Here is an 11,770-nt window from a genome sequence, read left to right as displayed (position 1 = left end):
CTCCCCGCACGGGTCGCCGAAGGTGCGTTGAACTCGCCGGTCGAATTGTGCAGGCTCGCGGACACAGCACATACAGTCACGAGGTCTGGCGAACATGACCAAGGCAGCTTCCGAACGCCCCCGCCGGCGCATGACACTTGTCGGCATTGCGATGGCCGGCATGACGCTGGCCGCATCCCTGCCCACGCGCACGGCAGCCGCAGGGCCCGAGGCTCCGGGAAAGCCGGTGATCGGGGCGACGCTCGGTGCGGCGGCGCCGGGGCACGACACGCAGGAGGAAACCGAGCGCGGGCAACCCCTGCCACCCGGTGCGATCGAGTTCGTCATCCCCTTCACCGAGACGGGGGGCTCCGCGCGCTGGGCGAACTTCTATGCCAGGATGCTGTCCGAAGCGCTGGATGACCCGCCCCGGCAGGTGCTCGTGCGCTACCGCCCCGGTGGCGGGTCGACCCTTGGGGCGAACTGGTTCTCGGCGCAGGCGGGGCGCGGGGCGGATCTGCTGTTCGGCACCTCGGCACAGACGCAGTTCTCCTACCTGCTGGGCGATCCGCGGGCACAATACGACTACGCGGGATGGCGTCCGCTCCTCGCCTCCGGCACCGGCGGGCTGATCTACGGCAACGCGGCGCTTGCGCGCGCCTTCGCCGCCGATCCCACGATCCTGCGCGAGGTCCCGGTGCGCTACGGTGCGGTCAGCGCGACGGGGCTCGATCTGCTGGCGCTGCTCGCGCTCGACCTGCTTGGCGTGCAGATCACCGATCCGTTCAAGTTCGAAAGCCGCGCGGAGACCCGCCGGGCCTTTCTCGACGGCGATACCGACCTCGACTTTCAGACCGTGCCGGCTTTCCAGAGGCAGACGGGCGGGCGGAAGGGAACGCGGGGAAACGCGCTGATGACCTTCGGCACGCTCGAGGCAAACGGCGAGATCGGCCGTGACCCCCTTCTGCCCGAGGTTCCGACCGTCCTCGAAATCTGCGACGCCTTGCCCGAATGCACGCCCGACGGGGCCGGATGGGACGCATGGCGCGCCTTTCTCATCGGCGGTCTGGCCGCGCAGAAGATGCTGTTCGCGCCCGAGGACGCCCCGACGGAGGTGATCGAGGAATACGAGGCCGCGTTCGCCGCGATGGTCGCGGAGGATGATTTCGAGGCCAAGGCCTTCGAGGCGATCGACCCCTATCCGCAGCTCGCCGGCGCTGATGCGCAGACCGCGCTCGACGCCATTACCGAGCTGACGCCCGAGGCACGCGTGTTCGTGCGCGACTGGCTCGAGCAGCGCTACGGCGTGATCATCGAATAGAGCCGCGCCGACCGGGACTGGCCCGGCATGGGCCACCGGGCAAGGGGCGCGCGCGATTGCCAGCTTCGCGCGCCTTTGCTAGGGCAAACGGGCCATGTGCCTGAAGGGAAGACGTGAATGCTCCATTCGATGACGGGTTTCGCCGCCGGGACCGGCGCCGCCGAGGGCTGGAGCTGGAGCTGGGACCTGCGGTCGGTGAACGGACGCGGTCTCGACATGAAGCTGCGCCTGCCCGATTGGATCGAGGGTCTCGAGGCGGCGGTGCGCGCCCGCATGCAAGGGGCCGCGACACGTGGCAACATAACGCTCGGGCTGCGGCTTGCGCGCGATCCCGAGATGACGCGCGGCGGCGGGATCAACACCGAGGCATTGGCCGAGATGCTCGCCCGCGTGCGGCGGATCGAGGGCGCGGCGCAGGAGGCGGGCCTCGTGCTTGGCCCCGTGACGGCGACCGACATCCTCGCCATGCGGGGGGTTCAGGATCTGCAGATGCGCGGCGGGGAGGACCATTCGGCCCTTCGCGATGCGCTCTTGCACGATCTGTCCGAGATGCTGCGCCAGTTCGAAGCGAGCCGGGCGGAGGAGGGCGCGCGCATCGGGGCGCATCTTCGCGCGCGGCTCGATGAGATCGGCGCGCTTACCGAGCGGGCAGTCGCGCTGGCACAGGAGCGTGCGGGCGGGCTGCGCGCGCAGATGGAGGCGGCGCTGGAGCGGGCGCTCGACGCACGTCCCGATATCGACCCCGCGCGGCTCGAAGAGGAGCTTGCGCTGATCGCGGTGAAGATCGACGTCTCCGAGGAGATCGAACGCCTGCAGACGCATCTTCTGGCCGCGCGTACGCTTCTGGCGGCGGGCGGGCCGGCGGGACGCAAGCTCGACTTCCTGACGCAGGAGTTCAACCGCGAGGCGAACACCCTGTGCGCGAAGGCACAGCACGGCCCCCTCACCAGAACCGGACTTGACCTGAAATACGCCATAGATCAGATGCGCGAGCAAGTTCAGAACCTGGAGTAAGACATTGGCGAGACGCGGCCTTCTCATCATCCTCAGCTCGCCATCGGGGGCCGGCAAGTCCACCTTGGCCAAACGCCTGATGCTCTGGGACGACGCGCTGAGCTTTTCTGTCTCGGCAACCACGCGTGCGCCGCGCGCGGGCGAGCTGGACGGGCGCGAGTATTATTTTCGCAGCCGTGACGAGTTCGCCGCCATGATCGCCGGCGGCGAGATGCTGGAGCATGCGGAGGTCTTCGGCAACTTCTACGGCTCGCCCGCCGCGCCGGTCCAGGCGGCGATCACCGAGGGGCGCGACGTGCTTTTCGACATCGACTGGCAGGGCGGCCAGCAGATCCGGAACTCGATCCTGGGCAAGCATACCTTGTCCATCTTCATCCTCCCCCCGTCCATACCGGAGCTGGAGCGGCGGCTGCGCTCACGCGCGCAGGACAGCGATGGGGTCATCGCCGCGCGCATGCGCAAGAGCCGCGACGAGATCAGCCACTGGCCCGAATACGACTACGTTCTGGTCAATGACGATCTCGACGAGACCGAGGAGCGTCTGAAGACGATCGTCAGCGCCGAGCGGATGCGCATCTCGCAACAGCCGTCCCTGGTCGAGACGGTCCGGCGGCTCAATCACGAATTCGAGGAGAGAAACGATGACGATCTACGCCCTTGACGACATCCGCCCCGAACTGCCGCAGGACGGCTCGGCCTGGATCGCGCCCGATGCGAATGTGATCGGGCGCGTGATCCTCATGCCAGACAGCTCGATCTGGTTCGGCGCGACGCTGCGCGGCGACAACGAGCCGATCACCGTCGGACGCGGCAGCAACATCCAGGAGAATTGCGTGCTCCATACCGATCCGGGCTTCCCGCTCGAGATCGGCGAGGATTGCACGATCGGGCACAAGGCGATTCTGCATGGCTGCACCATCGGGGATGGCAGCCTCATCGGCATGGGCGCGACGGTGCTGAACGGCGCCCGGATCGGCAAAGGCTGCCTGATCGGGGCCGGTGCCCTTGTCACAGAAGGCAAGGAGATCCCCGATGGCAGCCTCGTGATGGGTGCGCCCGGCAAGATCGTCAGGAGGCTCGACGACGCCGCGCTCGAAGGCCTGCGTGCCTCGGCCGCGAATTACCGCAGGAACGCGGCACGCTTCCGCGCAGGGCTCACCGCCCTTTGAACGGTCAGCGGCCGCATTTATCCCTCAACCCGGAAGACAACATGACCGATACACCCCGCACGATCGTCCGCCGCACCCCGTGGCCCGAAAGCAGCAGCCGCGCGGTTGTCACGCCCCTGCAACCTTCCGTCGTCTATTCGAGCGAGAGCCCCGATGCGCTCGACGATCAGTACGAGGGGCGCGCCAAGGGCTACACCTACGCGCGGGAGGGACATCCGAACGCCGAGGTCCTGGCCCGCAAGATCGACGCGATGGAAGGCACCGAGGGCGGGCTCGTGACCGGCTCGGGGATGGCGGCGGTCACGGCCGCCCTTCTGGGGTGCCTGAAGGCGGGGGATCACGTGCTCGGCGGCACGCAGCTCTACGGCCGCTCGCTGCGCATGATGAACGAGGAGCTGCCGCGGTTTGGCGTCGCCACGAGCCTTGCCGATGCCGGCGATGCCGCGGCGATCGAGGCGGCGCTGCGGCCCGAAACGCGGATGATCCTGGTCGAGCTGGTCTCGAACCCGACACTGCGCCTCGCCGATCTCGACGCGATCGCCGATCTGGCCCGGCGCCGGGGGATCCTCCTGGCAGTGGACAACACCTTCACCACGCCCCGGGCGCTGCGCCCGTTCGAGCGTGGTGCGGATATCGTCATCCACTCGGTGACCAAGCTCCTGGCAGGGCATTCCGATGTCACTCTGGGTTACGTCGCCGCGCGCGATCCGGCGCTGCGCGAGGCGATCCGGGTGACCGCGATCACCCTTGGCCTGACGCCGAGCCCCTTCGACTGCTGGCTCGCCGAGCGTGGCCTCTACTCGTTCGAGCTGCGCTATGACAGGGCCGAGGAGAATGCCGCGCGGCTGGCCGATCACCTGGCGGGCTGTCCGGGGGTGCGCGAGCTCCTCTACCCGATGCGCCCGGATCATCCCGACCATGACCGCGCGAGGGTGCTTCTGGGCGAGCGGGGCGGCAACATGGTGACATTCACGTTGAACGGGGGACGGGCAGAGGCCAATGCCTTCGTCCGGGCCGCGCGCACCATCGCCTTCGCACCGACGCTTGGCGATATCGGAACGACGATCAGCCATCCCGCAACGTCCTCGCACCGCGCGCTGAGCGCAGAGGGGCGACGCGCGCTTGGGCTCAGCGAGGGGAGTTTCCGGATTTCGGTCGGCATCGAGCCGATCGACCTTCTTCTGCGCGAGTTCGAGAGCGCCATCGCCGCGAGCGGGGCTGCCTCAGCCGAGTAGACGGTCCTCCGGCAGAATGGCGAATTCGAAGCCCAGGTCGAGATCCGCGATCTCGTCACGGACGATCGGGATGACATTCTCAGAGGTGCTCTGCGCGCGGTAGGTGCCCCTGAACCGGCAGCATTGCAGGATCTGCGCAAGATCGATGCAATCGAAGTTTTTGGCGATGAGCGGGGAGATGACCTCGCAGGGATTGTAGAGCCTGACCATCAGCTCGATCTCGGCGAGGTCATCGGCCCACAGGCGACCCTCCACATCGGGCTTATAGGCCTTCTCCGCCGGTCCCGGACCGGGTCCGAACCCGGCGAAGAGGGTGATGACAGCCTTCCGGGCACCGGATGTCTGGGGCATTTGCAGGACTTTCGAATCCGTGAACATGATGGTTACTCGTTTCCTGATGGGTCGATGAGAACTGACGAATGGACTTGCCGTGAATGTGGAAATATCGCGAAAAAGGTTTCGAACCTGTATACCTTGATACAGATAAACATGCATCTAGGCTTATTCATAGCCCTTTATCGCCGAACGGGGTGGACTTGTGCGTATCTTACGTAACGTGACATCGTGACGGTGCCGCAGCGTCGAAGCCCGGAAACGGCGGACCTCGCCATCCTCATGGCCCTGCCGCAGCCGGCGCTCGTGATTTCGGCGAGCGGGCGGGTGCGGGCGGCCAATGCGCCGGCGGCACGTTTGCTGGGGCAGGAGCTCGCCGGACTACCCTATGCAAGCGTCCTGCGGCAGCCGGCGCTGCTCAACGCAGTTGCCGATACGCGGCGCAGCGGGCTGGCCAACACCTGCCGGTATCGCGGCATCGACGCCGAGCGGGACCTGCTGTGGAAGGTGCATGTGCGCCCGGTATCGGATGGAAGCATCCTGGTGAGCTTCGAGGACATCTCGGGTGTCGAGCAGGCCGAGCTCGTGCGGCGTGAATTTGTCGCGAATATCGGCCATGAGCTGCGCAGCCCGCTCACCGCCATGCTGGGGTTCATCGAGACGCTGCGCGGCGCGGCGCGAAACGACCCGGATGCCCGCTCACGCTTCCTCGGCATCATGGCACAGGAGGCGGCGCGCATGAGCCGGCTGGTGGGCGATCTGCTCTCGCTCAGCGAGGTCGAGGGGTCAGAGCGCCGGCCGCCTGCGGGGCAGGTGGCGCTGGACGAGATCCTCGCCGGCGCCGTTGAGGCGCTGCGGCCCGTCGCCGAGGAAGCCGGAAGCACGATCGATCTCGACCTGGACCGCGCCGTACCGCCCGTCAACGGCGAGCGTGATCAGCTCACCCGGGTGGCGCGCAACCTTGTCGAGAACGCGATCAAGTATGGCGGCAAGCGGATCGGGATCGGGCTGCACATGGCCACCCAAGGAGCGCCCGAGGCACGAATCTCGGTGACCGATGACGGGGCCGGGATCGCGCCGGAGCATCTTCCCAGGCTCACCGAGCGGTTCTACCGCGTCGATGCGCACCGGGCGCGCGGCGCCGGCGGGACCGGGCTCGGCCTTGCGATCGTCAAGCATATCGTCTCGCGCCATCGCGGCCGGCTGCTCATCGAAAGCGTTCCGGGGCAGGGGAGCCGTTTCACCGTTTGCCTTCCGGCACTGAGGGAGGCGCCCCTGGACGCAAAAAACGGCTGAGAACCGGTTATTGTCATCAAACCGTTACAAGCCTGTCACAGAAGTTCGACAACTGCATCCTAGATGACAGGCACGCGCCCGACCGGGCCGTCCGACCGAATACAGGAGTTCCGAATGTCCACTGCACGTCTGACCGTCTCCACGCTCGCCATGCTCGCCGCCGGTGCGAGTGCTGCCAGCGCGCGGGACGAGATCCGCATCGTCGGATCCTCGACCGTCTTTCCTTATACGCAAGCCGTCGCGGAGCAATTCGCCAACAACACCGGCGCACCATCTCCGATTGTCGAGTCGACTGGCACGGGCGGCGGCATGAAAATTTTCTGCGGAGGCATCGGCGAATCCTATCCCGACATCACCGGCGCGAGCCGCGCGATGAAGCCTTCCGAATACGAACTGTGCCAGCAGAACGGTGTCACCGACATCTCCGAGGCGCTGATCGGCTATGACGGTCTTTCGATCGCGATCTCGCGGGCCAACGAGATGGAGTGGGACCTGACGCTCGAGGATATTTACCTGGGACTGGCAGCGCAGGTGCCAGTCGAGGGCGAATGGGCCGACAATCCTTACACGCGCTGGACAGAAATCAATCCCGATCTGCCGGATGTCGAGATCCTGGCCTATGGCCCGCCGCCCACCTCCGGTACGCGCGACGCTTTTGTCGAGCTCGCCATGCATGCCGGCTGCGAGGAGCTCGACTTCGTGAAGGAAGGTGGCTTCGACGGAGATTGGATCAAGCAGAATTGCTCGCGCATGCGTCAGGACGGACCGTTCGTCGAGGCCGGTGAAAACGACAATCTCATCGTTCAGCGCCTCGATGCCGATCCCAACGCGATGGGGATCTTCGGCTACAGCTTCCTCTACGAGAATCTCGACCGTTTGAAGCCGGTCATGATCAACGGGGTCGAGCCGGCCACCGAGACAATTGCCGACAAGAGCTACCCGATCTCGCGTCCCCTTTACTTCTACGTCAAGAACGCGCATCGCGGCGTGATCCCCAATCTCGACGCCTTTATCGAGGAATACATGTCCGATGACGCGCTCGAGCAGGGCGGTTACCTTGCCGAACGTGGTCTCGTTGCCCTCGGAGAGGACGAGCTCACCCAGCTTCAGGACAATGTTCTGGACGGCAAGCCGATGGACCTTCAGGACTAATCGCGCTACCACCTTTTCGGGCCCGGGCCGCTTGCGGCCCGGGCCCGTTATGTTTCTGCGGGGGTTCTTTGCATGACTACACTGGCATTCGCCACGCTACTGGCCGCCGCGATCGCCGGCTATGCCTGGAACCGCAGGGCGGCCTCCGTGATCCGTGCCCGTGACGGCCGCCTGCATTCGCTGAGCGGCTATCACGGGCTCTATTCCGCCCTGACGGTTTTGGTGCCGCTCGTTGTGGTCCTTCTCCTGTGGCTACTGCTGCAAGGGCAGGTGATCGATTGGCTCGTGGCGCGCGACGCCGCGCAGGAGCTCGCGCCCCTTGGATTGGGAGAGCGGCAACTCGCGATGACCGAGATCCGTTCGATTGCAGGCGGACGTGTGTTCGGCACGCCCAAGCCGTGGAAGCTGGAGGCGGCGGAGCGTCTTGTCTCGCTGCGCAGCCTTTCGGGCATCGCCATGCTCGCCGTTCTTGCCGCGAGCGCACTTGGCCTCATTATCGCAGCGCGCCGCCGCGTGAGCGCGGGTTTCCGGGCGCGCCAGAATGTCGAGCGGATCGTCTCCGGCCTTATGATCTTCTGTTCGCTGGTGGCGATCTTCACCACCGTGGGCATCATTGCCGCGCTGATGTTCGAGACGGCGCGGTTCCTTGACAAGGTGCCACTGAGCGAGTTCCTCTTCGGGACGAACTGGGAGCCGCAAATCCCGATCCGCGAGGGGCAGGTCGCCGCCGAAGGTGCCTTCGGCTGGCTGCCGGTGATCCTCGGCACGATGGTGATCTCGGTCGTGGCAATGGTGATCGCGGTGCCGGTGGGGCTTCTGTCGGCGATCTATCTCAACGAGTTCGCACCACGCACCTTGCGCGCCGTGGCCAAGCCGGTGCTCGAGATCCTCGCCGGTGTCCCCACGGTCGTCTACGGCTTCTTCGCCATCCTCGTCGTCGCCCCCGCGATGCGCAGCTTCGGCGCGAGCCTCGGGATCCCGGTCGCGCCCAACACCGCGCTGGCGGCCGGCAGCGTCATGGGCATCATGCTCATTCCCTTCATCTCCTCCTTCGCCGACGACGCGCTCTCCGCGGTTCCGCGCAGCCTGCGTGACGGCGCCCTCGCGCTCGGGGCGACGCGTGCCGAGACGATGCTCAACGTGCTTTTCCCCGCCGCGATACCGGGCATCGTGGGCGGTGTACTGCTCGCGGTCAGCCGCGCGATCGGAGAGACGATGATCGTCGTGATGGCCGCAGGCCTGATCGCCAAGATGACAATCAACCCGCTCGACAGCGTGACGACCGTGACGGTTCAGATCGTGACGCTGTTGATCGGGGATACCTCCTTCGACAACCCGAAGACACTCGCCGCCTTCGCGCTCGGGATGATGCTGTTCCTCGTGACCCTCGTGATCAACATCTTTGCCCTGCGCATCGTGCGCAAATACCGTGAAGCCTATGACTGAGGGCCGGTCCATGAACGACACAGCCGCCGATATCGTCCGCCAGAGCCTCGGCCGGCGCAGGCGCAAGCAGACGATGCTCAAGGCCTTCGGGCTCGGGGCGATCCTCTTCGCCTTCCTGATGCTCGGCATACTCGTCGCCTCGCTCGTCTCCTCGGGTTACAAGGCCTTCACGCAGACGGTCATCACCCTCGAGGTGCTGGTCGATCCCGAGGAGATACGCGCCGACCGGCTGCCGAGGGGCGGCTTCGACGATGTCCTCGCCGCAACGCTCGTATCCCGCATTCCCCAGGTCGACCCCGAGGACCGCGCACAGATGAAGGCCCTCGAGGGGCTTCTGTCGGACGGGGCGCAGTTCCAGCTGCGCGACCTCGTCGTGGACGATCCGGCGCTGATCGGGCAGGTGGTGGAGATCACCGTGCCGCTCTCGGACCCTTACGACCAGCTGGCAAAGGGGCTGATCGATCCGCTGACGCCGGAGGTGAACCGCCGGGTCAAGGATGACGAGATCGGGTATTTCCGCACGCTGGAGGAGCAGGGGCTCATCCGGCAGGCGCTCAACACCTGGCTTCTGACCAACGCCGATAGCCGCTTTCCTGAACTGGCGGGCCTGAAAGGCGCCCTGATCGGCTCTGCGTGGGCGCTTCTGATCTGCTTCGCGATCTCCTTTCCGCTCGGGATCGGAGCCGCGATTTACCTTGAGGAATTCGCGCCGCGCAACCGGGTGAGCGATTTCATCGAGGTCAACATCAACAACCTTGCGGCCGTGCCATCGGTGGTCTTCGGCCTGCTCGCGCTCGCGGTCTTCATCGGCTGGTTCGGCCTGCCACGATCCGCGCCGTTGGTGGGCGGGATGACACTGGCGCTGATGACCATGCCGACGATCATCATCGCGACCCGCGCGGCCCTCAAGGCCGTGCCGCCGTCGATCCGCGAAGCGGCGCTGGGGGTAGGGGCCTCGAAACATCAGGTCGTGTTCGGTCACGTCCTCCCGCTGGCCATGCCCGGCATCCTGACCGGCACCATCATCGGCCTCGCGCAGGCTCTCGGCGAGACGGCGCCGCTGCTTCTGATCGGCATGAACGCCTTCATCACCTCCGCGCCGGATACTCCGCTCGACAGCGCGACGGCCCTGCCGACGCAGATCTTCATCTGGGCAGACAGCCCCGAGCGCGGTTTCGTCAGCCGGACCTCGGCCGCGATCCTGGTCCTTCTGACATTCCTCATCACAATGAACGCCATCGCGATCTTCCTGCGCAGCAGGTTCGAACGCAAATGGTGAACGGAGAAGCCTTGAACATGACCCATACCGATCGGATCGTCGCGCAGGATGCGCCCGCCGCCGCCGGCTCCAAGATCTCGGCTCAGGATGTGAACGTTTGGTATGGGACCGCCCATGCCATCAAGGATGTCAGTGTCGAGATCGCCGACAAGACCGTAACGGCCTTCATCGGCCCCTCGGGCTGTGGCAAGTCGACCTTTTTGCGCTGCCTGAACCGGATGAACGACACGATCGACAGCGCCGCCGTCAGCGGCGATATCCGTATCGACGGCGAGGACATCTACGCCAGGGATATCGACCCGGTCCAGCTGCGCGCGAAGGTCGGCATGGTGTTCCAGAAACCCAACCCCTTTCCCAAGTCGATCTACGACAATGTCGCCTACGGCCCGAAGATCCACGGGCTTGCGCGCAGCAAGGCCGATCTGGACGAAATCGTCGAGCGGTCGCTGCGCCGCGCCGCGATCTGGGACGAGGTGAAGGACCGGCTGTCGGCGCCCGGCACGGGATTGTCCGGCGGGCAGCAGCAGCGCCTGTGCATCGCGCGGGCCGTGGCCACGGCGCCCGAGATCCTGCTGATGGACGAGCCCTGTTCCGCGCTCGATCCCATCGCCACCAGTCAGGTCGAGGAGCTGATCGACGAGCTGCGCGAGAACTACTCTGTCGTCATCGTGACTCACTCGATGCAGCAGGCCGCCCGCGTGAGCCAGCGCACCGCGTTCTTCCATCTGGGCAACCTCGTGGAATATGCCGACACGCCGCAAATCTTCACCAACCCGCAGGACAAGCGGACCGAAAGCTACATCACCGGACGGATCGGATAAGGGCAGGGATCATGGAAAGCAACGAACGTCACATCGCCTCCGCCTTCGACCGCGATCTGGAAGGTATCCAGTCGCTGATCATGCAGATGGGCGGCCTTGTGGAAGCGGCCATTCTCGACAGTGCCAAGAGCCTTGTCGACAGCGACGAGGAACTGGCCGCAAAGGTGCGCGCTGCCGACAAGCAGATCGACGCGCTCGAGGAGCGGGTCAACGAGGAAGCCGCGCGGGTGATCGCGCTCCGTGCCCCGATCGCCAGCGATTTGCGCACCGTTTTGAGTGTCATCAAGATCAGCGGCAATCTCGAACGCTGCGGGGATTACGCGAAGAACCTGGCGAAGCGCACCAGCGTCCTCGTGCAGCTTCAGCTTCCCGAAGGGTCGTCGAAATCCATCCGGCGCATGGCGCGCGAGGTCGAGGCGATGTTGAAGGATGCGCTCGATGCCTACCTGCAGCGCGACGCCGCTCTCGCGGAGACCGTTCGTCAGCGTGATCACGATGTCGATCAGATGTATAACGCGCTCTTTCGCGAGTTCCTGACGCATATGATGGAGGATCCGCGCAACATCACGGCCTGCATGCATCTCCATTTCATCGCCAAGAACATCGAGCGGATGGGTGATCACGTGACCTCCATCGCCGAACAGGTCGTCTATCTCGTGACCGGGGAGATCCCCGAGGAAGGACGCCTGAAGGGCGACCGGACCTCCTACGCCGCGCCGGATTGA

At 65.7% G+C, this 11,770-nt stretch carries 12 protein-coding genes; 11 read left to right on the top strand and 1 reads right to left on the bottom strand.

What is annotated here, in order from left to right:
* Positions 1–94 precede the first annotated feature (94 nt).
* From PMES_RS14075 to PMES_RS14055, 5 genes are all read left to right on the top strand, one after another.
* Positions 95–1,300, top strand: a complete 1,206-nt coding sequence (locus tag PMES_RS14075; protein ID WP_159966365.1) for a type 2 periplasmic-binding domain-containing protein — start codon at positions 95–97, stop codon at positions 1,298–1,300.
* Positions 1,301–1,417: 117 nt separating this feature from the next.
* Complete coding sequence (locus PMES_RS14070; RefSeq protein ID WP_159966364.1) at positions 1,418–2,314, top strand: YicC/YloC family endoribonuclease; 897 nt, start codon at positions 1,418–1,420, stop codon at positions 2,312–2,314.
* 4 nt (positions 2,315–2,318) lie between these two features.
* A complete protein-coding gene (gene gmk, locus PMES_RS14065; protein WP_159966363.1) occupies positions 2,319–2,975 on the top strand; it encodes a guanylate kinase in 657 nt (218 codons plus the stop codon).
* Complete coding sequence (locus PMES_RS14060) at positions 2,956–3,483, top strand: gamma carbonic anhydrase family protein (protein WP_159966362.1); 528 nt, start codon at positions 2,956–2,958, stop codon at positions 3,481–3,483. Before gmk ends, PMES_RS14060 begins: the two co-directional genes overlap by 20 nt.
* A 41-nt stretch (positions 3,484–3,524) precedes the next feature.
* Entirely contained in the window at positions 3,525–4,718 is a 1,194-nt protein-coding gene (locus PMES_RS14055) for a trans-sulfuration enzyme family protein (protein ID WP_159966361.1), read from the top strand.
* Here the strand turns inward: PMES_RS14055 and PMES_RS14050 are convergent.
* Positions 4,707–5,096 carry a hypothetical protein gene (locus tag PMES_RS14050; RefSeq protein WP_159966360.1) on the bottom strand — a complete coding sequence of 130 codons (390 nt, stop codon included), beginning with the start codon at positions 5,094–5,096 and terminating at the stop codon, positions 4,707–4,709. The genes PMES_RS14055 and PMES_RS14050 overlap by 12 nt on opposite strands.
* Positions 5,097–5,333: 237 nt before the next feature.
* Between PMES_RS14050 and PMES_RS14045 the strand changes: the two genes are divergently transcribed.
* The 6 genes from PMES_RS14045 (at position 5,334) to phoU (ending at position 11,770) form a co-directional block, all read left to right on the top strand.
* The gene (locus PMES_RS14045; protein ID WP_159966465.1) at positions 5,334–6,347 is read left to right on the top strand and encodes an ATP-binding protein; all 1,014 of its coding nucleotides are present in this window, start codon (positions 5,334–5,336) and stop codon (positions 6,345–6,347) included.
* A gap of 114 nt (positions 6,348–6,461) precedes the next feature.
* On the top strand, positions 6,462–7,499 hold the full coding sequence (locus PMES_RS14040) for a PstS family phosphate ABC transporter substrate-binding protein (protein ID WP_159966359.1): 1,038 nt from the start codon (positions 6,462–6,464) through the stop codon (positions 7,497–7,499).
* Between the two features lie 72 nt (positions 7,500–7,571).
* Positions 7,572–8,945, top strand: a complete 1,374-nt coding sequence (gene pstC / locus PMES_RS14035) for a phosphate ABC transporter permease subunit PstC (protein WP_159966358.1) — start codon at positions 7,572–7,574, stop codon at positions 8,943–8,945.
* Positions 8,946–8,955: 10 nt separating this feature from the next.
* On the top strand, positions 8,956–10,224 hold the full coding sequence (gene pstA / locus PMES_RS14030; RefSeq protein ID WP_201289010.1) for a phosphate ABC transporter permease PstA: 1,269 nt from the start codon (positions 8,956–8,958) through the stop codon (positions 10,222–10,224).
* 17 nt (positions 10,225–10,241) lie between these two features.
* Positions 10,242–11,045, top strand: a complete 804-nt coding sequence (gene pstB / locus PMES_RS14025) for a phosphate ABC transporter ATP-binding protein PstB (protein WP_159966356.1) — start codon at positions 10,242–10,244, stop codon at positions 11,043–11,045.
* 11 nt (positions 11,046–11,056) lie between these two features.
* On the top strand, positions 11,057–11,770 hold the full coding sequence (phoU, locus tag PMES_RS14020) for a phosphate signaling complex protein PhoU (RefSeq protein WP_159966355.1): 714 nt from the start codon (positions 11,057–11,059) through the stop codon (positions 11,768–11,770).

The sequence above is a fragment of the Profundibacterium mesophilum KAUST100406-0324 genome, from assembly GCF_009835145.1.
GTDB lineage: Bacteria > Pseudomonadota > Alphaproteobacteria > Rhodobacterales > Rhodobacteraceae > Profundibacterium > Profundibacterium mesophilum.
Note: the sequence above shows the minus strand (reverse complement) of the source record. Positions and strands in the feature narration are given on the sequence as shown.